The following is a 25,106-nucleotide window of genomic DNA, read 5'->3' as shown; positions in this document are numbered from 1 at the left end:
TAGTATTATTCATTTCTTCCATTCTTTCTTTAAGTAGTTTACGTTGTCCAACTAACAATTTTTATATTACAACTTGGAATTAACCCTAAGTCAACAGCTTTCTAGCTACTAATACTAAATCATAAATATCAATTATCCCATCATTATTGATATCCAGTTTAATATTCCAACCACTTTCATTATTTGTTTTATTATAATTTTCACTTAGTAATGCAATATCGAGCATGTCCACAACGCCATCTTGATTTATATCCTCTTTGTCATTACTAATGCTAATTTTCTTAGTTATCACATTTCCAAAGACAGTGATAAACTTCACTGTAATACTACTTTTGTTCCCTATATTAATATCCTTTAAATCAAATCTTCCTTTATAATCTAAAGTAACCTTTTCATCTTCTACATACATATCTGAAATATCTAAAGTTGCTCCTTGAATATTTACTTTCCCCTTTTCTTGAGATAATGATATATTATCGATTCTTATTGGTATATCCTCCACCGGGTAATCCTTCATTGTTGTAGAGTTTATTGAATTTGAACCACTTACAACTACTGTTCCGTTATATAATGTAGGATTCCCTCCAAAACTCATACTTCTTCCATTTAAAGATCCCTGTATATTTAAACCTCCATATGTTTTAAGTGCGCCTAAAACATAAACATTACCGCTTATATTTACATTACCGTTTATTATTAAAACTGTGTTTGGTCCCACATATACATCTCCTTCTACTGTCTTGTTTGACCATGTTTCATTTTTTGTAACTACTGTAGTATTATCTATTGGAGCTGTTTCATTAGTATCCTCCACTACATTAAAACTTAAATCATTAAACTCATTATTTTTATTATAATAACTTATAAAGTTATTTATAGTATCAGTTAATGCAATATAATTTATTTTCCATTCCCCTGTTTCTGAGTTTTCATGTAAGTAAATACTACCTTTATACAAATTATCATTTTCATCATAGTATACTTGTACAAGCTCCATTTTTTGAGTTATAGGGGTACTATAATATACTTTAATACTACTTATTCCTGATAAATCATCTGTTGCTTTAAAGCTTATGTTAACTGTATCTCCTATATTTGCTTCTTTCTTGTCTACATTTAATGTATCCATATATATTATTGGTGGTGTTACATCTACTTCCCTATCATTTTTCACATTAAAAGCTAATGCAGCAAAGTCATTTCTACTACTATGATAACTCACGTAATTACTCATAGTATCTGTTAGCGCAATATAATTTATTTTCCACTGTCCCTCTTCGGAGTTTTCATCTATATAAATACTACCTTTATATAAATTCTCAATTTCATCATAATATACTTGTACAAGCCTCATTTTCTGAGTTATAGGTGTACTATAATATACTTTAATACTTCTTATTCCTGATAAATCATCTGTTGCTTTAAAGCTTATGTTAACTGTATCTCCTATATCAGCTTCCTTCTTGTCCACATTTAATGTATCCATGTGTAATATTGGTGCTGTTACATCTATTTCTTTATCATTCTTTACATTAAAGGTTAATGCAGTGAAATCATTTCTATTTTTATGATAGCTTATATAATTATTCAGATGATCTGTTAATGCAATATAATTTATTTTCCATTCTCCCTCTTCTATATTTTCATTTATATAAATATTACCTTTATATAAATCTTCCTTTTCATCATAAGATAATTTTACAAGTTCAAATTTATTAGTTATAGGTGTATTATAGTATACCTCTACCCTCTTTATTCCTGATAAATCATCTGTTGCCTTAAGGCTTATATTAACAGTCTCTCCTACCTTTGCCTCCTTCTTGTCTACCTTTAATGTATTAATATGTAATATTGGTGGTGTTACATCTACTGCTCTATTAACATTTTCATCATAAACTTTATTTAATTCTTTTTTACTACTAAGTGTGTTAACCTGATCTTTTTCATAAGCATAAACTGAAATTATTTTATTATTAGAAATTATAATTAAACTTACTAATAACAAAGACATTAGTCTCTTATAGTTTCTCATTATTCTTCCCCCTATTTATATTACTTACCATATTTATCATAGTTCTTTATTTTTGTAATAAATTCTAATTTGTTTGAATTCTTTTCAAATAATATGTAATATAATAACCCCCACAATACATCTCTGTACTATGGAGGTTTCTATTAGTGAACAGGTGTAGCCTTAAAATTCACTATTTTTATTATTCTTCCTATACATATTCAAAATCATCAGGAGCATCAAACCATTTTCCACTACCTAAATGAAGAATATAACTAATTACTGCAAAGATTAAATATCCCATAACAAAAGGTGATGTTATATAGAATCCTAAAGCAGCGCTGTGTATAAATCCAAATAAGGCAAGTCCTGCTGCAGCCAATGCTGTAATAGCTACCTTATCTAAACGCTTATCTATAATAAACACAGTTATAGTACCAAGGATAATACCAATTATGATTGCTCCAGATTTTACTTCTGCAACCCCTCTCCACATTACACCATGGTCAATTAAGTACTTTGATACCTCTGCTTCATATCCTAGCACTCCTGAAGGTAATGTTTCTGTCCAAATATCAGCTAATCCTACAGCTCCAGTAATTTGAGTATATAAATAATCTGCTACTGGTGGCACCATTGCTATTGCAATAGCAGCATAATGCTTAACTTTACATTCCTTAAAGGATTGAGATACCATAACAACTGAACACCATAAATAAGTTATTGCTGCAATTGCTGGTGGAACTAACTGACTAAAGAATGTAAATAGTCCGAATACCCCTGCAATCCCTAATAGAACTCCTCCAAGCCAAGAAAATCCTATTCTTGCTCCAGATTTCTTAAGTCCAGCATGTCCAAGCCATACTGTGTTTGGTACAACTCCACCACAAGCTGCAGAAATCATAGTACAAATACCATCTGCAAATTGTGCTTCTCTTATACTATAGTTATCACCAGCTGCATTAGCTGCTTCAACATTATCCATTGTTTCTATAAAGTTATAGATTTCAATTGGAATTATTATTGTTAAATAAGGTGCTACTATTGAGAACCCATTTATAAGGGCTTGAATAGAAGTAACTGGATTTGGTACATAGAATCCTATTCCTGAAAAATCAACATTTGTACGTCCAAGGGCTAGCGCATATATTATTCCCCCTATAATTGCAAGCACAAGTGGTGGAAATTTCTTCTTGAATAAATACCCTCCGAATACGCCAACCATTGCTACAAGTAAAATTGGAAGTCCTATAATAGGATCACTAAACACATCAAATACCCCTTGTGTAGCCATCCATATAAATCCAATACCTGCCACAGTTCCTAAAAGAGCTGCACGTGGGACTCTTTTCTTCATCCAAGGTCCTATAAAACCACCAAGGAATTCAACAAATCCACCAATAAAACATGCTGCAACTGCTGCTGACCATGTAAGTTCAGCATCACCTAATGCATAGTGTAATGGCATTATTACCCCATATAATATAACAAACATTGCTGGTGTTGATACACCTGATGGTAATGCTGTTACATCATTTCTTCCTTCTTTTTTACCTAATTTGTATGCCATAAATGCATAATAGGCTCCACTCACTAAAAGGCCTATTGACATACCAGGTATAACACGTCCGTAAACTAGATCATCTGACCATCCAAGAACTCCTGATAATGTTGCTATTACTATAAGATAATTTACTATATTATTTGTAAGTGTATATGTTAGACCACCTATATCTCCTGTAGAAAAAAATGGTATACTATTTTTTGATTTAATCATTTATCTATGCCCCCTATTAATCTTCTTACTCTGCTTCAATTGGTATAAATTTAAATTGTGTCACATCGAATAATCCCATATCTGTGATCTTTAATTCTGGGATAACAGCTAAGGACATAAAGCAAAGTGTCATAACAGGTTCTACATCTCCACTTACCTTAAGAATTTCATGTGCCATCTTGTGTATACTTGTTAACTTTTTATCTACCCATTCTCCATTTTGATCACTCATAAGTCCACCTATTGGCATTGGCATACTTTCAATAACTTTCTTATCTTTTACAAGTATAATTCCTCCACCTTGACTTATAAGTTCTTCTACAGCATAGGCCATATCATCATCATTTACACCTACTACTATAATATTATGAGAATCATGAGCTACAGAAAGTGCTACAGCTCCTTCTTTAATTCCGTAACCCTTTAATAGTGCAACTGCCACATTTCCTGTGTTCTGATGACGTTCAACTACAGCTACTTTAACAACATCCTCACTTGGATTATAAATAAACTCATTATTTTCATCACGAGTAATGGTTACAACTTCCTTACTTGTAACTACTCCGCCAGGTAAAATGTTAATAGCATGTGCTTTATTAGCATTAATTGTTAACCTTAATTTTTCCTTTGAAAAATCTTTTACATGGAAGCTTCCCTTTGTATCAGAAATATCATAATGTGATATTGGTAACTTGTACTTACCAGCTTCTGCTACATCTTGTCCTTCAATTAGAACTCTCTCTACCTTGAAGTCTTTAAGATCATCCATAATTACTATATCTGCTCTTAATCCTGGTACAATTGCTCCTCTATCCTTTAAACCATAACATTCTGCTGAATTTAAAGTAGCCATTTGAATTGCTATAATTGGATCGATTCCCTCTTCTACACACATTCTTAAGTTATTATCTAAATGTCCTACACTTAAAATTGTCTTAGGTTGGCAGTCATCTGCACAAAGTAAGCAACGCTTACTATTAAAAGGAGTAACTCCCTTAGCTAAAGCTCTAAGATTATGACATGCTGACCCTTGACGAAGCATTACATAAAGTCCACGTGAAATCCTATCATGCATTTCTTCAACTGTTGAACATTCATGATCTGTTTGGATATTAGCTGCAGCATAAGCATTTAGTGCTTTTCCTACTAGTCCTGGACTATGCCCGTCAATAACTTTTCCTTCATTCTTAGCTACAAGAAGCTTGTCTAGAACATCATCATGACCTTCAACAACTCCAGGAAAATTCATAAATTCACCTAACCCAAGGATACTATCGCTTCCCATAGGTTCTATCATATCTTTTGCATCTATTCTAGCACCTGAATGTTCAAGTGGTGTAGCTGGTACACATGAAGGTAACATTAATTGAATATCAAGAGCTGTTCCTTCTGATGCCTTTAACATATAATTTACACCCTTAAATCCACATACATTTGTTATTTCATGTGGATCTGCAATTATAGTTGTTGTACCATGAGGAACAATTAATCTTCCAAGCTCCTCTGGGCTAAGGTAAGATGACTCTATATGAATATGACTATCTATAAAACCAGGAGCTGCATATTTCCCCTTTGCATCAATAACTTCTTTACCTTCATAGTTACCTACACCAGCAATTAAGTTATCACAAATTGCAATATCTCCCTCAATTATAGTTCCCCCATAAACGTCTACAACTTTACAATTCTTTATTACTTTATCAGCAGGAATTCTACCTGCTGATATATCAATTAGTTTTTTAAGATCTTTTCTTTCCATAACTACGCCACCCCTATATTACTTATTTTCATTAAGTTCAAGAATTGGATCAAATGTATCTAATGCAATACAATCTACTGGTCCTACATCTGTGATAGCATAATCAGGAATAGCTGTGATAGGTAAGAAGAACATGTACATTAAAGGCTCTGGTAAATCACAACCTAATTCATTAGCTGCCTTGTTAACACGTTTTTCCCATTCTGCAACTTCTTCTGGTTCTAAATCACTAACAATTCCTCCAACTGGTAATGGTAAGAATTCAAGAACTTTACCATCTGCAACAACAACTTGTCCTCCACCATTCTCAATTAAGTGATTTACTGCAACGGACATATCCTCTGCATCTGCACCCATAACGATTATATTATTATCATCTGGAGCTGCTGATGAGGCCATTGCACCCTTCTTAAGTTTCCATCCTGAACAGAAAGCTAAAGATTTGTTTCCATTACGTCCAAAACGCTCAAGAACTGATACCATTAATGCATCTTGTTCTGTATCTGGTTGTACAATTCCATTTTTAACTTCAAGGACTACATCTCTTCTCTTACGAACGAAAGGTCCTTTAACATCCATTGATAGAACTTTAGCACTACCATTTTCTATACCTACTTTGTATTGGAAATCTTCCTTAGTAGTTTTAGCACACTTTAATTCGCTAGTTAGTATAGCACTTCTCTTTGGTGCTTTAAGTCCATATGATAACTTTCCACCATTAGCAACTAGCTTACCATTAGTTATAACTGTTTCTACATTGAAGTTTTCTATATCATCTACTAAAAGAATATCAGCAATTCTACCTGGCGATATTGATCCTATTAAGTGATCAATCCTATAGGCTTCAGCACTGTTTATAGTAGCCATTTGAATAGCTGTTATTGGCTCTACCCCTTCTTTTATAGCTAAACGTACAACGTTGTCTAAATGACCTTTTTCTAAAACATCACTAGCAGTTACATCGTCTGTACAGAAACTTACACGACGTGCAAGATAAGGATTAACTTCTGTTACCGCTCTAATATTTTCTTTAAGGAAGTGAGTTACTGAAGATTCACGTATTAGCATATGCATACCATTACGCATCTTTTCAACTACTTCTTCATGATCATAACTTTCATGATCTAGTCTTATTCCAGCACAAAGATAACCATTTAATTCCTTACCTCTTGCCATCGGAGCGCAACCAAATACAGGAAGACGATTTTTAGCAGCTTCTTCAATTGCTCCTAAAGTATCATTATCCTCTTCAGTTACATATTCACGTACTGTTTCCCATACTCCAAAGCACTCAGGCCATTGTTGTACAGTTGCATGTACATCTTTTGTAAAATTAAAAGCTACTGTTGATTGTGGGAATGTATAAGGTGTTTTGTAAGGTGCTCCCCAAAATACTTTAAGTGGGCTAGCTTTAACCTCTTCAAATACTTCTTGTAATCCTTCTAGACCAGAAACAGAAATGTATTCGTCAAGTCCTGATATCATACTTGTTGTTCCATGAGGAACTACTGCTTTAGCATAACTAGTTATGCTAAGTTTGCTACACTCACTGTGGATATGTCCATCAATAAGTCCTGGTACTAAATACTTTCCATTTGCATCGATTGTTTTTGTACCTTCGCCTATATAATCTGTTACATTTCCAACTGCTACAATTGTATCTTCATAAATTGCAACATCAGCTTGGTAAATCTCACTTGTCATAACATTTACTAAATTACCATTTAGTATTACAGTATGAGCTGGTATTATACCTCTACCTGCACGAATAAGTTGTTTTAGATTTGTCATTGTTTGTTCCATTTTCTTTCCTCCAATAAATAAAGTTTTAGATACCCCGGCTAACATAGCGATCCAGGTTTCCCGTCCTGCAGTTTGTATCTAGACGAATTTAATGGATTGAAATTTAATAAGAAAGTTCAAAATTAAAAACTAAAATATAGGGAATAAGAATCTAAATTTCGATTGTTCGTGTTTTCACTCCTTAACTAACTATAAAGGAACACTCAAAAAGATTTTTAGAATATTTTATCTTATTTTAGTAAATTTCTTAATTTATCACCTCTTCATATACGATAATTCTTATTTTAAAAATAATGAACGTTCGTATTTATTTCTTGAAAATAGTTTAGCACATTATGGCAATCAAAACAACAATTAATTTTAGTTTTATTGTTAGTTTATTATTGTATTTAAAAATACTTATTTTATTGACAATCACGTAATTTTTTTATACGTAAATATATTAATTTAATGTGAAATCAGAATATTATTCCTCATTCTTTGTAAAAAATAAAAGTAACAGCGAAACTAATCACTGCCACTTTTACTTTATCCAGTTAAATATGAACTATTGAAATGGATTTACATGAACCATACAATGTTTTATTTTAGGGTTTTCTTCAATAGAATCATGTACTTTCTTTGCTATATCATGTGCTTCTTCTACATTCATATTTGACTTTACAGCAATATCTACATCAACATATAATTTACTTGCATATTTTCGTGTTTTTAAAGAATCAATTTTAATTACACCAATAACCTCTAATATCTTTGAAGTTATCTCCTCAATCTCTTCTTCAGATGCTGCTTCATCTATAAGCTGACTTATACTTTGCTTACAAATATCATAAGCCACCTTAATTATTATGATACAAATTACAATTGCTACTAAGGGATCTAATACAGGATATCCGCATCTAGCACCTATTATCCCAACTAATGCACCTACAGATGATAGTGAGTCTGATCTATGATGCCATGCATCAGCTTTTAATGAAGTACTATCTATTTTTTTAGCATACTTAATTGTGTAAAAATACATATATTCCTTTGAAACAATTGAAATAACAGCAGCTACAATTGCCATAATTCCTGGAACATTATAACTTTTAGTTATTATATTTTGTATTCCAGAGTATCCAATGCCAATTGCCACAAGGAAAAGCATTATTGAAAGAAATAGTGATGTTAAACTTTCTATTCTTTCATGTCCATATGGATGTTCTTTATCTGCGTCCTTGTTTGATAATTTAAATCCAACTATAACACCAATTGTACTTATTACATCAGAAAATGAATGTATTCCATCAGCAATCATAGCTGAACTAGTTGATACTATTCCAATTATAATTTTTATTGCTGAAAGAAATCCATTACCAATTATAGTATTCCTACTAACCTTCAAGCCAATATCTAAACGTTCATTATTCATAAAAACCCTCTCCTTATTCTCAATTGAATATATCCCTTTTCATCTACTTATTATAATATGGCTGATTATCATATTTTGCTATCATTCTTTATTTCAGTTAATAAAAAGTATTATCAATTGATAATATATTTTACCTTCTAAAAGTTTAAATTCACTGTGAATTGCTCTTAATTCTTTAAAATAAAAAAGTGCTAAACCTAGCCAGATTCGCACTTTTTCTATAAATTAATTTCTTTTTAATTGAACTTACTCTCTAATATGTGACTGTGGTAAAAATATTGTTATCCTCGTACCAATACCTTTTCTACTTAATACAGAAAAATATCCTTTATGCCCATCAATAATCCACTTAGCTATAGATAAACCTAAGCCAGTCCCACCATTCTTCCTAACTCTTGATGTATCTGCCCTAAAGAATCTTTCGAATATATGTGATACATCTTCCGTATCCATACCTATACCATTATCCTGAACTGAAATATAAGTTTCACCCTTTTCATTAGACCCTGTCTTTAACATTATTACCTCATTTTCATCTGTATATTTAGATGCATTTTCAATTAATATTCTAACAACCTGTTTAAGTAATGCTATATCTCCATGAACAGTTATTTTTTCTAAGGCATCATACTTATATATATGATTTTCATCAATCATCTTTGATTCTTCCAATACTTCGCTTATCATATCATTTAATATAAAGTCTTTACTGTTAATTTGTGTTTTCCCATTAATACCTCTAGCTAAGAATAATAATTGTTCCACTAGATTTTTCATATTTTCAGATTCACTTTTTATAGCTGTAATAGATTCATTTAGTACACTTTCATCCTCTTTTCCCCAACGATCTAGCATATTAGCATATCCTTGAATTACTGAAATAGGAGTCCTAAGTTCATGGGATGCATCAGATACAAACCTTGCTTGTTGTCTATAGGAGTCTCTCATTCTCTCTAAAAGATTATTTATTGCCTCTTCCAATCCATGTAACTCGCTATCTCCAGTATAAATTCTTTCATTTGATATTACAGGGCTAATTCTAGAGATGGCTTCTTCAAGATTTTGAAACTTTTCTTCATCAAAGGTCATATTACTAAGTCTGCTTGCAGTTTCTGCTATTTCATTAAGGGGTTTTAAAGTCTTTCTAATTTTTGATGTTCCAAATACTATTTCCTTAAATATAAATAGCACTTCTATAATTGCTATAGCTTCAATTATTCTTTGAAGAAAATATAGAAACCCACTTAACTCCTTAACCATAGTTTTACCATTATCCCAAACTACTGTATAAGTGGAACTTTCTATAGGCAAAAAAGTAAAGCTTCTTTTAGCACCCTGTACAAATTCTCCATAAAAATCAATTTCACCAGTAATACACCATGATACAGTTAAGAGACCTATTATAGCTATATCAATACAAATAAATTTGAAAAATAGCTTTCTTACAAAAATAGAATTCAGTTTTATTGCAATAGATGTAACATTCTTTGTTGGATTTACATTATTCATCTTTTATAACGTACCCTACTCCACGTACTGTAGATATTATTTTTCTTTTAAATCTATCATCTATTTTTGCTCTTAAATATCTTACATACACATCTATTACATTAGTTTCTCCGATATAGTCATAGCCGCATACTTTATCCATTAGCACATCTCTTGTTAATACAATATTCTTATTTTCCATTAACATTTGTAGTAAACTAAATTCCCTCTTTGTTAATTCTATTTCTGTATTATCATAGACTACTTTGTGTCTTATCTTATCTAAAGATAACAATCCGCAGCTTATTACATCTGTATTCTTTTTTTCAGTAACACCCTTCTTTTTAAGTGCTGTTCTTATTCTTGCTAATAACTCTTCAATTGCAAAAGGTTTAGTTATATAGTCATCAGCTCCTGCATCAAGTCCAGATACCTTATCCATAACAGCATCTCTAGCAGTAAGCATTATAACAGGTAAATCTGATGTTTTTCTTAGCCTACGTAATACTTCTAATCCATTTATTTCTGGAAGCATAATATCAAGAAGTATTAAGTCCGCTTCCCCCCTTTCTGCAATTTCAAGGCCTTTTCTCCCATTATCAGCTTTTAATATTTCATATCCTTCATGTAATAATTCTAGTTCAATAAATCTTGCAATTTTTTCTTCATCCTCAACTATTAAAATTTTAGCCATTTTTAATTCCTTTCCTTAACTCCTCTTTTAACTTTTTTATATTTTCTGATAATAATTTAAATATATTATTAACCTTGCCTATATCTACCTTATTACTGGATAATGAAAATTCAATATCAAAGAAAAGACCTACTATAGCTAAAGGAATAACTATCCAGAAGGTAAAGATTAACAAGAGACCTATTACTGTAATAGGAATACTAAGAAATACTATATCCTCTTTCCTTATCTCAAATAGAATGTTATTACATGTATCTATAAATTTACATACCCATTCAAAAATCCCCCCAAAGATATTACCTTTCTTTTCATTATAATAATGATTCTTTTTATCCTTATTATTTATTTGATCCTCATGTTTATTATTTTCCTTATATTCATTAGTGTAAAAAATCCTAGTAGAAGGCCTTGGAATCCTTCCCTTTTCCTCTAGATATAGCATTGCCTCAAGTATATCCCAGTTGGATTTTTCCATAGCTTCTTTTGCCTCTTCATAGCTTATATTAGTTTTTTCTTTTAATTTTTCTACAAGCTTAAGATTATCCATAATTACCCTCCATATATATTACATAAATTATACCATATACTAAGTCACATAAAATAAGAGGCTTCGAATAATTTCAAAACCTCTAGCTATCCTATATTTAGTTTAACATTTATTATATCCTTCTTTAAAATCATCCTTAATATTATCTGCTGACTCTGCTGCTTTATGAAAAATCTCATTAACTTTATCACTTTTAATATTAGGACCTGTTATAGAGTATTTATATCCAAAAAATAAACCAGCTACTAGCAATATTACTACAGGAAAAAAAGCAAAAATTAATAAAATTGCTGATATAGTTAAAGATATCTTTATTGGCTTTTCATTTTCTTTATTAATTTCTAAATGATTTTTATTTCCCTTGCTTATCACCTTTCCTATAAACCTAAAGATTCTACCAATAATTTCTCCAATACCGCCACTTTCCTCTTTTTTATTTTCATTACTTTCTTTTTTCTTCCCTTCTACTACTTCTATAATAGTAGTAGCTTCATTATTCTCAACTTTTCCTTTTCTCTCCAAGTAAATTATAGAATCTAGTAAATCCCAATCACAGTTTTGTAATACTTCTTCTGCCTCTTCATAGCTTACTTTAGTCTTCTCCATTAAGACTTTAATCATTTCATTTCTTTCCATTTAAATCATCCTCCAAAAATCTTTTAATAAACTTACTATGCTTATATAATACTTTTAGAAAATTAATCTTAAATATAAGAAAGATTAAAATTAGATTAAAATTACATAATTTTTTATAACTATTCTGGTAAAAGCAAAATTATTATATCCCTACCCTAAAGACTATTTAATCTGGAGTGTTAAATAATCCGGCTCCATCTATAATTTCCTGTTCACCAAATAAGCTTATAACAGCTTCATTATAATCACTTAGCTTTTGTGACTTCTTTATTTTTTTTGCATATTTCTTATTATCTGAAAATATATGAATCATATATCCCCACAGTTCTTTCATTCTAAACATAGCATTTCTATCTTCATTAAATAGTTCTATATACTTGTCTAAAATTTCATCATGAAAGTCTTTTAAATGTTTTTTATCTATAAAGGTACTATTTTTAATTTCATTTATTAATCCTGGATTGGCCAATAGTCCTCTTCCTAGCATTAATGTATCTACTTCTGGAAAAGTCTTTATTATTTTATCATGATCATTTTTAGTGAAAATATCTCCATTATAGCATACTGGATTAGTACTTAAGGCTAATCCATCCCTAAAGACCTCCAAATTAGGTTTATTACCATAAAAATCTTTCTGCGTTCTAGGATGAATAATTAACTCCTCTAAGGGATATTTATTATAAATTTTTATTAACTCATAGAATTCTTCTGGACTATCCTTTCCTATTCTAGTTTTTATTGAAATTTTCATATCCTCTATTTTAAATATTTCCTCTAAAAACCTATCTAATTCTTCCCTTTTAGCTAGGAACCCAGAACCCCTGTACTTTGAAACTACTGTTCCAGCCGGGCATCCAAGATTTAAATTAACCTCATTATAACCTAATTGTTGTAGTCGTCTTGAAGTATTAATAAACCCCTCAGAATCATTAGTCAATATTTGAGGAACAATATTCATCCCTTCATTGTTTTCAGGCAAAACATCCCTAAGTTCTTTAGTTTTAAGACTTCTACTCTGGTTTGTCACAATAAAAGGTGTAAAGTATTTATCAATATTATTAAAATACTTTTCATAGGTATTTCTATATATGTATCCCGTAATTCCTTCCATTGGTGCTAAATAATATTTCATTTAGTAACTCCTTTATAAGTAATTCTAAGAGTATTATATCAGCCTTCTTTTTTCTTATCTACTTATATTATTACTATCAAAGACAATAATAAAATTATGTAACCCTTATTAATACAGTATCATACTATATAATATACAAAAAACATTCAAAATTAGTAGGAGTTGAACTTTATGTCTAATTCAAATCATTGCGGTTCATTCCATAATGATAGCTGTTTCGAAAATAACTGGCAGTCATGTCACCATATCCCTCATGTTTCATTAGATGCAGCAGAAACATCTAACCCAACTCTACAAAATATTATCTCTAATGCTCAAATCTTGTTAGGACCGATAGTTACTGGCACAAAAAATGGTATGAGTATCCAATCAAACGGTACTAGTATAATTCTAGCTGTCCCTGGACTATATTTAGTAACTTATAGCACATCTGCAGTATGGACTACACTACCTTATGGTACTAACGAAGCAATAGTTCAATTAAGGCTAAATCAAAACTTATTAGCTGGATCAGAAACTAGAGTTCAAGTTTTAACACCATCACCAGTTGAAAATCAAAAATTAAATTTATCTAAAACAGTACTTGTACCTGTGACTAATGTAAGTTCAATCTTAAGCTTAATAAATACAAGCATTCAAATTATGGGCTTCATTGATACAACTGTAACTGTTGTAAGAGTAAGATAATATTCATCAAAAAAATAAGCAACCGTTTAATTTACTAGCGGTTGCTTTCCTTATCATTTAAAATCTTCCTTCTCTCTACTATTTAACTTGTTATATAGATCCATTTATTACTATAACTAAATCCCTTTCAACTACTAAAGAGAGATTATTACTTTGCCTACAACTTATAATATGCACGTTTTTGTAGCGGCTTTATTTCTATAATTTCTATACCCTTAATACTTTGAAGAAATTTAGAAAAAGTAGCATAACCATAATCCTTTACATTAAATTTATTATATCTTTGATGAAGTAAATTACTCATTTCACTTAATCCTACCCCTTCATTACCTGACTTTATAACAACCTCTTTAATCAGATTTTGTATCTCCTCTAGTCTCATTTTATTTTCCTTTATACTTACTTCTATTAAATTATTCTCTTTTCTTAATTCAAAATTACTCATTTCCTCTAAAAATTTTGATAATAAGCTATAACCATAATTTCTAACATCAAAATCTGGGTATTTCTTAACTAAACTATTTCCAATCTGACCTAACATTGTGATTTTACCTTCATTTTCATTTTCAGTTATTATATCAACTATAGCCTTTTCTATTGTTGACCTATCAATCTTCTTTGAAACAGTCTCTTTTTTATTTTTAATTATCTTATCACTTTCATCCACAAGAATAGTATTAGATTCATCACTATCCCCTTCATCCTCTTCATCAATTAATAATTCTAAATTAGTAAATACAGTGCAAGCTACTCTAAAAGATTTAGGAGTTTTATTTTCTCCCATCCCTATTACCTCCATACCTGCTTCCCTTAACCTACTTGCTAATCTTGTAAAATCACTATCACTTGAAACAATACAAAAACCTTCTACCTTATTTGAGTAAAGTATATCCATAGCATCTATTATCAAAGCAGAATCTGTTGCATTTTTCCCTACTGTATTACTAAATTGCTGTATAGGACTCAATGAATTCTCTAAAAGATTTTCCTTCCACTTTGTTGCCTGTGTACTTGTCCAATCCCCATATATTCTTTTAAAAGTTATTATTCCATATTTGTTCAACTCATTCATTATATATGTAATATACTTTGCTGATATATTATCTGAGTCAATAAGTAATGCAAATCTCTTTTCATTTATATCCACTTTTTTACCTCCCCTATCTTTAATTAAGTAAATTCCATTAAATACCTTTAAAGTTAATTAAACCACTCTTAAAAAGATTAATCAATAAAAAATCCTCTTTATTTTAAACTTCGGTTACACACATATGTAAAGACAAACTAATCTCATTATAGTGACTAATTCAATAGTATTCTATCTTTTCCTTCTGATTTTGCTTTATATAATAAACTATCTATCTCTGATATTAATGGTGTTATCTCTTCGCCATTATATCTTTTAGCACCGCCACTAACCGTAACATTTACACCTTCTATACTTAACTTTATGTTTTTAAGACAATCCTTTATTCTTTTAGGAATATCCTTTAATTCCACTGTATCTTTAAATATAAGTATAAATTCCTCCCCTCCAAATCTTCCAATTATACCATCATCTTGAATATCATCTTTTATTACATCAACAGTTTTAAATAAAACTTCATCACCAAAATTATGTCCATATGTATCATTTATCTTTTTAAAGTTGTCTATATCAATTATGCATACTGAAAATTTTTCCTTATCCTCTTTTAAACATTCTAACCTTTTATGTATATATTGCTTTGAATAGCTTTTTGTTAAATAATCAATATTAATTATTTTCTTTAGCTCTTCTTCCTTAGATTTTCTCTTTCTTATCTCATTCTTTAATATTTTTGTAATTAGCACAAGAGAAGCTATTATAAAAAAGTATAATATATTTAACTTTTTAGAAATCTCATTTAATTTTTCTGCTTTCTTCATTTGTTTTATCATACTATCATTTTCTTTTTCTAACTTTTCTAAATCAACTTTTACTAAAGAATCTGCTAAAGCACTTAGTTCATCTACATATTTATAGTGTTCTTCATAAAAGGTTGCTTTCCCTATAAAATGATCTAAATCCATTTCTGTCTTATCATGTAATCTTATTGCTTTATCATTAATATCTGTACAATAGCTATATAACTCTTCTTCTTCAAATATTCTTATTGATTCTACATAATATTTTAAAGCATTATCATAGTCATCTATGGCTTCATAATACATACCTATAAGTTTATTTATATATCCCTTACTTACAGGCTCATTAAATTCATATACTGCCTCGGCCACATTGCTTAACATTTTCTCTGCTTCTTCTATATCTTTATCTACAATTAATGTCTCTAATATATAAATATTTGCATTAGCTTTTGACTTTTCGTCTTTATCTTTATAAAATTCTGTATACTTTAATGCATACTTTTTGGCATCTTCAATATTTCTATTATTTATGTTGTATTGATATTTTGCATATGTTGCCATTCTATCTTTTTCTTTTCCATTTTCCTCTGTTAAGTCAACTAATTCCCTATAAAACTCTTCGCTTACATTTTTCATTCCAAAATTTGATGCTGTTGTTACCAACCCTGGTAAAACTTGCATTTCAATTTCTTCTTGCCCTCCTGCACTTATTCCCTCAATATCCTTTTGCCTCAATATTGTATAGATTGCATTTGCATTCTTTAAAGCATCTATGTAGTTAACTTTTCTAAAATATATATTCATTAAATCTAATCTAGTATTTAAAATGTAGAAATAGTATGTAGTCTGCTCAAAGTTTATAAGTGCATCCTCAAAAAACTTAATCGCTTCATTAAAATCACCATTAAGAAGTCTATTATATCCCAAGTAGTAGTTTACCCTACCTATATTCAATGTATTTTCTTTTGATGGTGCATTCTTTTTTAAGTTTGATAATACTTCTAAATACGCTTCCTCGAATGCCTGAACATCTCTTGTACTCTTCTCAGCTTCCATATTAAGCAAAAACTCTTTTTCAGCTTCATTTATTAATATTTCAGCTTCATTTTTATCTGATACACCTAATAATCTAGCATTTAAGCTAACACCTACAACTAAAAGTATAGTTATTACTCCTATTAATAATTTAGTAATTATACTTTCGTTATCTCTTATTAGATTTCCAATTCTCACTGTTTATTATCCTCCACTTTTCAGTTCAACTTATAATTATAATGTATTTTTACTATTATCTTTTTTATTATAAAAAGTCTTGCGATATCTCGCAAGACTTATATAATATTATATTTTGATAAAATACTTTTTGTAGCTACCATACCACTGAACATTCAAACCATTCGCTATATTATCTGATATATTTTTAAACAAAACATAACTTCTTATATGTGAAAAATCAACAGCACTTGTTATTATTAGCCTTAGCACCCATTTGATTCTCCTTTGATGTTATCATCTACTATAATTCATTATCAAAAGCTAAAATCCTAACTACCTCTTTCCCCTTGCAAACTGCTGTACATCCCAAACCTTCGAAAAAAAACTTTTCTAACTCAAAGGATGTTTTCAATATATACTTTTTATTATCATTATCAATGAACTCTACACCTAGAGCTTTTCTCCACTTAAAAGCCCCATCCGTAGGCCTTTTATATCTAAAAACCTTAAATTCTTCAACGTATAATGTTTTTGTCTTATCTTCTGACTTTTCAATTTCTAAGTTATATTTAATTTGATATATACACATTATTATCATAGCTAAAAACATAATGCCTGGAAAAAGTCTCTCCCAAAATGTTTCAAGAACTTTAATAATTCTATAAGTACCATATAATATAATAATCATAACTACAATAGAAACTTGAAAGCTCCTTAAAAAATGCTTTTCTTCAACTAGTAGATATCCAAATGGGAATGTCTCCCCAATATCTATAGTTTTTATATCATTAATATATATACTTCCCTTTAAGTGATAGTCCTCTCTATCTATATCCCCTCACCTCACAATACTTCCCCTAAATAAAAAGATAGACTAACTCCACAAAAGTTAATCTATCTTTAGTAAATCATAATTAAAATTCTTAAATATCCTACTTGTGAATTCCTATATCTTTTCTACAGTAAGCACCCTCAAAGTTAACCAATTCAATATTTCTATAAGCGGCTTCCCTAGCTTCCTCAAGAGTCTTTCCAGTACCAACAACCGAAAGAACTCTTCCTCCATTAGTCTTAAGAACACCATCTTCAAGGATAGCTCCTGCTAAAAATACATTATCTCTAATGCTATCATTAATTGTAATCTCATATCCCTTAGTAAAGTTTCCAGGATACCCCTTAGATGCAAGAACTACATTTACACAAACTTCATCCTTCCACTTAATCGCAGTTTCATTTAACTTCTCATTCATAGCTGCTTCAATAACTTCGAATAAATCGCTTTCCATTAAATTAAGTACTGATTGGGTTTCAGGATCTCCCATTCTTACATTATACTCTAAAAGGTAAGTACCCTTATTAGTAATCATAAGACCAAAGAAGATAATTCCCTTAAAATCAAATCCCTCTTCTTGAATACCCTTTAAAGTATTAGCAGATATATTATCTTCAAAATCCTTCATAACTTCTTCAGTTACATATGGGTTTGGTGCAAGAACTCCCATGCCACCAGTGTTAGGTCCAGTACCACCATCAAATATTTGCTTATGATCTTTAGCAGATACAAATGGTATTATAGTCTTTCCATCTGTTATTGAAAGAATTGATGCTTCCACACCCTCTAAGAATTCTTCTACTACTATCTTTTTACCTGCTCCATTGAATACATCATCAACCATGCAAGTCTTAACTCCATCCTTAGCTTCTTCCTTTGTTTCACAGATTAATACACCCTTACCTGCTGCGAGTCCATCAGCCTTTATAACTATTGGATATGAACAAGTTTCTAAGTACTCTAGAGCCTTCTCTACCTCTGTAAACACTTCATACTCAGCAGTTTTAACACCATACTTTTTCATAAAATCCTTTGAGAAGCTTTTACTTCCTTCAAGCTGTGCTCCTGCTGCATCTGGTCCAAATACTCTAAGGCCTTGAGCCTTAAAAGTATTTGTTATTCCTTTTGTAAGAGGATCTTCTGGTCCAACTACAGTTAGGTAAATATGATTTTCCTTTGCAAATGTTGCTAGCTCATTTATATCTGTAATATTAAGATTTTCACATTTGTTTTCTATAGCTGTACCACCGTTACCTGGAGCTACATATATTTTCTCTACCTTTGGGCTTTGTGCAAGTTTCCAAGCAATTGCATGTTCTCTACCGCCTGATCCAATTAATAATAGCTTCATATCTTTCCTCCTAGAATTTTAGTGCTTAAAGTGTCTAAGTCCTGTAAATACCATAGCAATACCATGTTCATTACAAGCATCTATAGATTGTTGATCATTCATAGATCCACCTGGTTGAATTATAGCTTTAATTCCAGCTTTAGCCGCTTGATCTACAACATCTCTGAATGGGAAGAATGCATCTGATGCAAGAATTGTAGCGCCAGCTCCTCTTCTAAGTGCATCTTCTGTAGGCCATATTCTGTTAACTTGACCTCCACCAATTCCTAGTGCTATTCCATCCTTTGCTACTACTATAGCATTTGATTTAACATACTTAACTACCTTCATTCCAAATAATAAATCCTTCATTTCTTCTTCAGTAGGTTGTTTTTCTGTAACTACCTTTATTTCATCAAATAATTCTTTATCTTCTTCTTGAACTAATATTCCTCCATCTACAGTAACCATGTACTTTTCGTCCTTAGGTGTGTTGTGGCACTTTAGTACTCTTAAATTCTTCTTAGTCTTTAATACTTCTAATGCATCTTCATCATATTCTGGAGCTGCAATAACCTCTAAGAAAATCTTAACCATTTCTTCTGCAGTCTTCTTGTCCACTTTTCTATTGAAAGCAACAATTCCTCCAAATATTGAAGTTGGATCTACTTCGTAAGCCTTCATGTATGCTTCGTAAGAATCCTTACCAGTAGCAACACCACAAGGAGTATTATGCTTTAATGCACAGCAAGTCGGCTCATCAAACTCACTAACACACTTCCAAGCAATGTCCATATCTTTAAAATTGTTGTATGATAACTCTTTACCATTTAATACATCAAAAGTATTCATAGCTCCATCAGTTACTGTTGATTCATAGAATGCAGCACTTTGATGTGAATTTTCACCATATCTTAATCCTTGCTTCTTCTTGAATGAAACCGAAAGATATTCTGGATATTCTTCTACTCCACCTAACATAAAGTTTGCTATAGCTGAATCATAAGCTCCCATTAAGTTAAAGACCTTACCAGCTAATTTCTTCTTAGTATTGTAAGAAACTTCACCATTATCCTCAATCTCTTCCATAACTCCCACATAATCCTTTTGATCTGAAATAACAACTACATCTTGGAAGTTCTTAGCTGCAGCTCTTAACATTGTTGGCCCACCGATATCAATAAATTCTACCTTTTCTTCAAAGTCTAAATCTTCTTTTACCTTCTCAAAGAATGGATAAAGATTAACTACAACATAATCAATTGTGTTAATTTCTCTTTCTTTTAATGTATTCATATGCTCTTCATTATCTCTTATTGCCAGGATTCCAGCATGTACTAATGGGTGTAAAGTCTTTACTCTTCCATCTAACATTTCTGGGAAGTTAGTTACTTCATTAACTTCTATAACCTTAACCCCATTTTCTTTTAAATGCTTATATGTTCCACCAGTTGAAAGTATTTCAACTCCTCTAGCTTCTAAGAATTTTGCAAATTCTAAAACTCCATCCTTATAAAATACACTAATTAAAGCTCTCTTTTTCATTAATTACTTCCTCCTTTAATATACCTCTATCTTCATCTATTAAATAGCCTAAATTTTACTATTTACTCCAAAAGAAAGATTAGCTGAATATTTCTACTCAGCTATCCTAACTCTTCCATCTATTATATTAACTTTATTTTCTGAAATCAACTTTATTGCTTTTGGTAGTAGTATGTGCTCTTTTTCTAATACTCTCTTTTGAAGAGTTTCCCCATCATCTTCAAAATAAACTGGTACAGATTCTTGAAGGATTATAGCTCCTCCATCAACTTCATTGTTTACAAAGTGTACTGTACAGCCTGAGTACTTAACCCCCTTTTTAACTGCCGCTTCGTGAACTTTAAGTCCATACATCCTAGGCCCACAAAATGATGGGATTAAGGATGGATGAATATTAATTATTTTATTATGGAAATTATCTAATATTGCCCCTTCTAATATTGATAAATATCCAGCTAATACTATTAAATCAACCTTCCCTTCAGTTAATTCTAATATCTTATTTGATTGTTCACTTCCATATTCTTTTTTGCTAACCACATGGCCTTCTATGCCATGCTTTTTAGCTCTCTCTAAAGCAAAAACCCCTTCTTTACTGCTTATAACCATTTCAATTTCACAATTTAAGTCCCCTAGATTAACTGCATCTATTATTGACTGAAGGTTTGTTCCTCCCCCTGAAACAAGTACTGCTATTTTAAACAAACACCTTCACCTCCAGAGATAACATGACCTATCTCATAAGCTTTTTCACCCATTTCAATTAAAGCTTTGATAACAGCATCAGCATCATCTCTCTTAACGCATAATACAAATCCAATCCCCATATTGAATGTATTGTACATATGATCCCTTTCTACTCCAAGTTCAACCATTCTCTCAAATATAGTTGGTACTGGATAGCTGTCCTTATTTATTACAGCTGTTAAATCTCGTCCATTAAACATTCTTGGTGCATTTTCTATAAATCCACCTCCTGTAATATGTGACATTCCCCTAATTTCAAAGTCTTCCATTAACTTAAGTACTGGTTTTACATAAATCTTCGTTGGAGTAATTAAGGTCTTCCATAGTTCTTCTCCATTAAAGTCTTCATTTAAATCAGTAAATAATTTTCTAACTAATGAAAATCCATTTGAATGAAGCCCTGAAGAAGCTATACCAATTAATGCATCTCCTTCTTCAATTTTACTTCCATCTATTATTTCATCTTTATCAGCAATTCCTACTGCAAATCCTGCCATATCATATTCACCTTCGCTGTAGAATCCAGGCATTTCTGCTGTTTCTCCACCAACTAAAGCACAATCTGATTGAAGGCAACCATCTGATATTCCCTTAACTAAATCAGCAGCTACTTCTGCTTCTAACTTTCCACAAGCTATATAATCTAAAAAGAATAATGGCTTTGCTCCATGACATAAAATATCATTTACACACATTGCAACACAGTCAATTCCAACTGTATCATACTTCTTAGTCTTAAAGGCTATTTCAAGCTTAGTTCCAACCCCATCAGTACCTGAAACTAAAACTGGTTTCTTATACCCTTCTGGAAGTTCAACCATTCCAGCAAAACTTCCTAAACCATTTAATACATATTGGCTCATTGTTTTTGCTGCATATTCTTTTATAAGTTTAACTGACTTATATCCTTCTTCTATATTAACTCCTGATTCCTTGTAAGTTATCATTTAAATTCACACTACCTTTCAAGATGATCTTTTGATGTTTCAATTGGTGTTGATACTGGATAAATTCCATTGAAGCATCCAACACAGAACCCATTTTTCCCTGCAAATGTTTTGTACATTCCATCCATACTTAGGTACCCTAATGAATCTGCACCAATCATATCAGCTATTTCATTAACTGAATAATTAGCTCCAATTAGTTCGCTTCTATATGGTGTATCTATTCCAAAGTAACATGGATACTTAACTACTGGTGATGCTACTAGGAAATGAACCTCCTTAGCTCCAGCTCTTCTTAATGATTCAACTAAATGTCTCGAAGTAGTTCCTCTAACTATTGAATCATCTATTAAGATAACTCTCTTACCATTAACATTTACCTTTAAAGGATTTAGCTTAACCGCTACCGCCTTTTCTCTAATTTCTTGAGAAGGTGAAATAAATGTTCTTCCTACATATCTATTCTTAACAAATGCTGTATCAAAAGGAATTCCTGATGCTCTAGCATATCCTATAGCTGCTGGTATACCTGAATCTGGTACTGCTGCAACTAAGTCAGCTTCTATCTTATGTTCTTTAAATAACTCTTCTCCAGCTCTTACTCTTGTAACTTGAACATCTAGTCCATCTATTATTGAGTCAGGTCTAGCAAAGTAGATATACTCAAAGGCACAGGTTTGGCATCCTGCATTCTCTGAATAACGTATTGATCTAATACCATTTTCATCTATTACAACTACTTCTCCTGGCTCAACATCACGTACAAACTCAGCACCAACTGCATCTAATCCGCAGCTTTCTGAAGAAAGAATATAAGCATCATCAACTTTTCCAATACAAAGTGGTCTTATACCATGAGGATCCCTTGCTCCTATTAGCTTATCCTTAGTTAGGATTACCATTGCAAAACTTCCTTTTACAGCTTGTATAGCGTCAACTACAGCTCTTTCTATCCCTCTTTTCGCTCCCCTAGCAATTAAAGTTGCTATAACTTCTGAGTCAATTGTTGTATGGAATACATGCCCCCCATCTTCAAGTAACTCACGTATAACATCAGCATTAACAAGATTACCATTATGGGCCATAGCTACAGGTCCAAGCTTTGAGACTGCTAGTAAAGGTTGAGAATTTTCTACCTTATTTGCTCCTGTTGTTGAATATCTAACATGTCCAATCCCTATATGTCCTTTTAATTTTTTTAAATCCTCTTGAGTGAAAGCTTCCGTTAATAATCCTAGTTCCTTATGCATATCTACTTTTTCGCCATCAGAAACTGCAATACCAGCACTTTCTTGTCCTCTATGTTGAAGGGCATATAGACCGTAATATGTCATACCAGCTACATCTAAAGGTGAGTTTGAGTACACCCCAAACACACCACATTCATCCTTAAATTTATCTAGACTTGGATCTAATATTAATTCAAAGTCAGCTTTTCTCATCTGCTATTCCCCTTTAATTCTGTTTAATATTTCAACATAAGCTTCTTCTACATTACCCATATTTCTTCTAAATCTGTCTTTGTCCAATTTTTCTCCAGTTGTAGCATCCCAGAATCTACAAGTATCTGGTGAAATTTCATCTGCTAAAACTATTTCTCCGTTTGCAAGCTTTCCAAATTCAATCTTAAAATCAACTAAGTTAATATTTAATTTAGAGAAGAATTCTTTTAACAAGTCATTTACCTTTGCTGTTATATCAAGAATAACCTTAATTTCTTCAAAGGTTGCAGCTCCAATTGCTACTGCATGATATGAATTTATTAATGGATCTCCTAGTTCATCATCTTTGTAAGAGAATTCGAATACTGTAGTCTTTAACTTATATCCTTCTTCAAGTCCTAATCTTTTAGCCATGCTACCAGCTGCAACATTTCTAACAATAACTTCTAGTGGTATTATTTCAACCTTCTTACAAAGCTGTTCTCTTTCATTTAACTTCTCAATAAAGTGAGTCTTAATTCCTTCTTTATTTAACATTTCAAATATCATTGTAGTAATTGCATTATTTAAAATACCTTTATTGTTGATTTGATCCTTCTTTTCTCCATTAAAAGCTGTTGCATCGTCTTTGTAGTAAACTACAACTTCATCTGCCTTTTCTGTAGCATAAATCTTCTTTGCTTTACCTTCATACATCATTTCTAATTTTTCCATTATAAATCTACTCCTTCACCGTTTTCTTCTATAAATTTTTTCTTCATATTTATTCTAAAGTCTACTAACTTTTCTTTTATTTCAGGGTATTTAAGTGATAATATTTGTACAGCTAACATTCCTGCGTTGTAGCTATTATTTATACCTACTGTTGCAACTGGAATTGACTTTGGCATTTGTACTATTGAAAGTAATGCATCCATTCCTTCTACCGCTGCTTTAACAGGAACACCTATTACAGGTAATGTTGTTTGTGATGCGATAACTCCTGGTAAATGTGCTGCAAGTCCTGCTCCAGCTATTATAACTTCGCATCCTTCACTTTCTATTTTCTTAATTGTTTCTTCTAATTTCTCTGGCACTCTATGAGCTGAAAGGATGTATGCCTTATACTCAACACCAAATTCCTTAAGTGCATTTGCTGCACCCTTCATTACATCTGTATCTGATTTACTTCCGAAAAATATTCCTACCTTCATAACCTTTTCCTCCTCTA

General features: G+C 31.3%; 22 protein-coding genes. 1 reads left to right on the top strand and 21 read right to left on the bottom strand.

What is annotated here, in order from left to right; all coding sequences use genetic code 11:
- Positions 1-85: 85 nt before the first annotated feature.
- The 10 genes from ACSYT2_RS05190 to ACSYT2_RS05145 form a co-directional block, all read right to left on the bottom strand.
- Positions 86-2,032, bottom strand: coding sequence for a dockerin type I domain-containing protein (locus ACSYT2_RS05190; RefSeq protein WP_438383896.1), 1,947 nt, complete (start codon positions 2,030-2,032; stop codon positions 86-88).
- Between the two features lie 190 nt (positions 2,033-2,222).
- A complete protein-coding gene (locus ACSYT2_RS05185) occupies positions 2,223-3,788 on the bottom strand; it encodes a xanthine/uracil/vitamin C permease (protein WP_430856119.1) in 1,566 nt (521 codons plus the stop codon).
- Between the two features lie 25 nt (positions 3,789-3,813).
- Positions 3,814-5,547: an adenine deaminase gene (gene ade / locus ACSYT2_RS05180; protein WP_438383894.1), complete on the bottom strand. Its 1,734-nt coding sequence runs from the start codon at positions 5,545-5,547 to the stop codon at positions 3,814-3,816.
- A gap of 18 nt (positions 5,548-5,565) precedes the next feature.
- Entirely contained in the window at positions 5,566-7,350 is a 1,785-nt protein-coding gene (locus ACSYT2_RS05175; protein WP_438383893.1) for an adenine deaminase, read from the bottom strand.
- Positions 7,351-7,897: 547 nt separating this feature from the next.
- Positions 7,898-8,764: a cation diffusion facilitator family transporter gene (locus ACSYT2_RS05170; protein ID WP_438383892.1), complete on the bottom strand. Its 867-nt coding sequence runs from the start codon at positions 8,762-8,764 to the stop codon at positions 7,898-7,900.
- A gap of 246 nt (positions 8,765-9,010) precedes the next feature.
- Complete coding sequence (locus tag ACSYT2_RS05165) at positions 9,011-10,273, bottom strand: sensor histidine kinase (protein WP_438383891.1); 1,263 nt, start codon at positions 10,271-10,273, stop codon at positions 9,011-9,013.
- Positions 10,266-10,946: a response regulator transcription factor gene (locus ACSYT2_RS05160; protein ID WP_438383889.1), complete on the bottom strand. Its 681-nt coding sequence runs from the start codon at positions 10,944-10,946 to the stop codon at positions 10,266-10,268. The genes ACSYT2_RS05165 and ACSYT2_RS05160 overlap by 8 nt, the downstream gene beginning before the upstream one ends.
- Complete coding sequence (locus ACSYT2_RS05155) at positions 10,939-11,493, bottom strand: UBA domain-containing protein (protein ID WP_438383887.1); 555 nt, start codon at positions 11,491-11,493, stop codon at positions 10,939-10,941. The genes ACSYT2_RS05160 and ACSYT2_RS05155 overlap by 8 nt, the downstream gene beginning before the upstream one ends.
- 102 nt (positions 11,494-11,595) lie before the next feature.
- The gene (locus ACSYT2_RS05150) at positions 11,596-12,129 is read right to left on the bottom strand and encodes a UBA domain-containing protein (protein ID WP_430856112.1); all 534 of its coding nucleotides are present in this window, start codon (positions 12,127-12,129) and stop codon (positions 11,596-11,598) included.
- Positions 12,130-12,295: 166 nt separating this feature from the next.
- Positions 12,296-13,261, bottom strand: a complete 966-nt coding sequence (locus tag ACSYT2_RS05145; RefSeq protein WP_438383884.1) for a tRNA dihydrouridine synthase — start codon at positions 13,259-13,261, stop codon at positions 12,296-12,298.
- Between the two features lie 171 nt (positions 13,262-13,432).
- On the opposite strand from ACSYT2_RS05145, the gene ACSYT2_RS05140 reads away from it, so the two are divergent.
- Positions 13,433-13,948 (top strand): hypothetical protein, encoded by a 516-nt coding sequence (locus ACSYT2_RS05140; RefSeq protein ID WP_430856110.1) that lies wholly within the window; start codon positions 13,433-13,435, stop codon positions 13,946-13,948.
- A gap of 157 nt (positions 13,949-14,105) precedes the next feature.
- On the opposite strand, the gene ACSYT2_RS05135 is transcribed toward ACSYT2_RS05140, so the two are convergent.
- The 11 genes from ACSYT2_RS05135 to purE form a co-directional block, all read right to left on the bottom strand.
- Positions 14,106-15,095 carry an NYN domain-containing protein gene (locus ACSYT2_RS05135; protein WP_438383882.1) on the bottom strand — a complete coding sequence of 330 codons (990 nt, stop codon included), beginning with the start codon at positions 15,093-15,095 and terminating at the stop codon, positions 14,106-14,108.
- A gap of 155 nt (positions 15,096-15,250) precedes the next feature.
- A complete protein-coding gene (locus tag ACSYT2_RS05130; RefSeq protein WP_438383881.1) occupies positions 15,251-17,071 on the bottom strand; it encodes a GGDEF domain-containing protein in 1,821 nt (606 codons plus the stop codon).
- A 108-nt stretch (positions 17,072-17,179) separates the two neighbouring features.
- Complete coding sequence (locus tag ACSYT2_RS05125; protein ID WP_430856107.1) at positions 17,180-17,323, bottom strand: hypothetical protein; 144 nt, start codon at positions 17,321-17,323, stop codon at positions 17,180-17,182.
- Positions 17,324-17,354: 31 nt separating this feature from the next.
- Positions 17,355-17,741, bottom strand: a complete 387-nt coding sequence (locus ACSYT2_RS05120) for a hypothetical protein (RefSeq protein ID WP_430856106.1) — start codon at positions 17,739-17,741, stop codon at positions 17,355-17,357.
- A gap of 244 nt (positions 17,742-17,985) precedes the next feature.
- Positions 17,986-19,236 carry a phosphoribosylamine--glycine ligase gene (gene purD, locus ACSYT2_RS05115; protein ID WP_438383879.1) on the bottom strand — a complete coding sequence of 417 codons (1,251 nt, stop codon included), beginning with the start codon at positions 19,234-19,236 and terminating at the stop codon, positions 17,986-17,988.
- An 18-nt stretch (positions 19,237-19,254) separates the two neighbouring features.
- Positions 19,255-20,760, bottom strand: coding sequence for a bifunctional phosphoribosylaminoimidazolecarboxamide formyltransferase/IMP cyclohydrolase (purH, locus tag ACSYT2_RS05110; protein ID WP_438383877.1), 1,506 nt, complete (start codon positions 20,758-20,760; stop codon positions 19,255-19,257).
- A 93-nt stretch (positions 20,761-20,853) separates the two neighbouring features.
- Entirely contained in the window at positions 20,854-21,465 is a 612-nt protein-coding gene (gene purN, locus ACSYT2_RS05105) for a phosphoribosylglycinamide formyltransferase (protein ID WP_438383875.1), read from the bottom strand.
- Positions 21,453-22,454: a phosphoribosylformylglycinamidine cyclo-ligase gene (gene purM, locus ACSYT2_RS05100; protein ID WP_438383873.1), complete on the bottom strand. Its 1,002-nt coding sequence runs from the start codon at positions 22,452-22,454 to the stop codon at positions 21,453-21,455. Before purM ends, purN begins: the two co-directional genes overlap by 13 nt.
- An 11-nt stretch (positions 22,455-22,465) precedes the next feature.
- Positions 22,466-23,896, bottom strand: coding sequence for an amidophosphoribosyltransferase (purF, locus tag ACSYT2_RS05095; protein WP_438383871.1), 1,431 nt, complete (start codon positions 23,894-23,896; stop codon positions 22,466-22,468).
- Positions 23,897-23,899: 3 nt separating this feature from the next.
- Positions 23,900-24,610 (bottom strand): phosphoribosylaminoimidazolesuccinocarboxamide synthase, encoded by a 711-nt coding sequence (gene purC / locus ACSYT2_RS05090; RefSeq protein ID WP_438383870.1) that lies wholly within the window; start codon positions 24,608-24,610, stop codon positions 23,900-23,902.
- Positions 24,610-25,089 (bottom strand): 5-(carboxyamino)imidazole ribonucleotide mutase, encoded by a 480-nt coding sequence (purE, locus tag ACSYT2_RS05085; RefSeq protein ID WP_430856099.1) that lies wholly within the window; start codon positions 25,087-25,089, stop codon positions 24,610-24,612. The genes purC and purE overlap by 1 nt, the downstream gene beginning before the upstream one ends.
- Between the last annotated feature and the right edge of the window lie 17 nt (positions 25,090-25,106).

It is taken from the genome of Clostridium zhoujianii (assembly GCF_051590805.1).
Lineage (GTDB): Bacteria > Bacillota > Clostridia > Clostridiales > Clostridiaceae > Clostridium.
The sequence above is the reverse complement of the archived record's forward strand: the minus strand, read 5'-3'. Positions and strand labels throughout refer to the sequence as shown.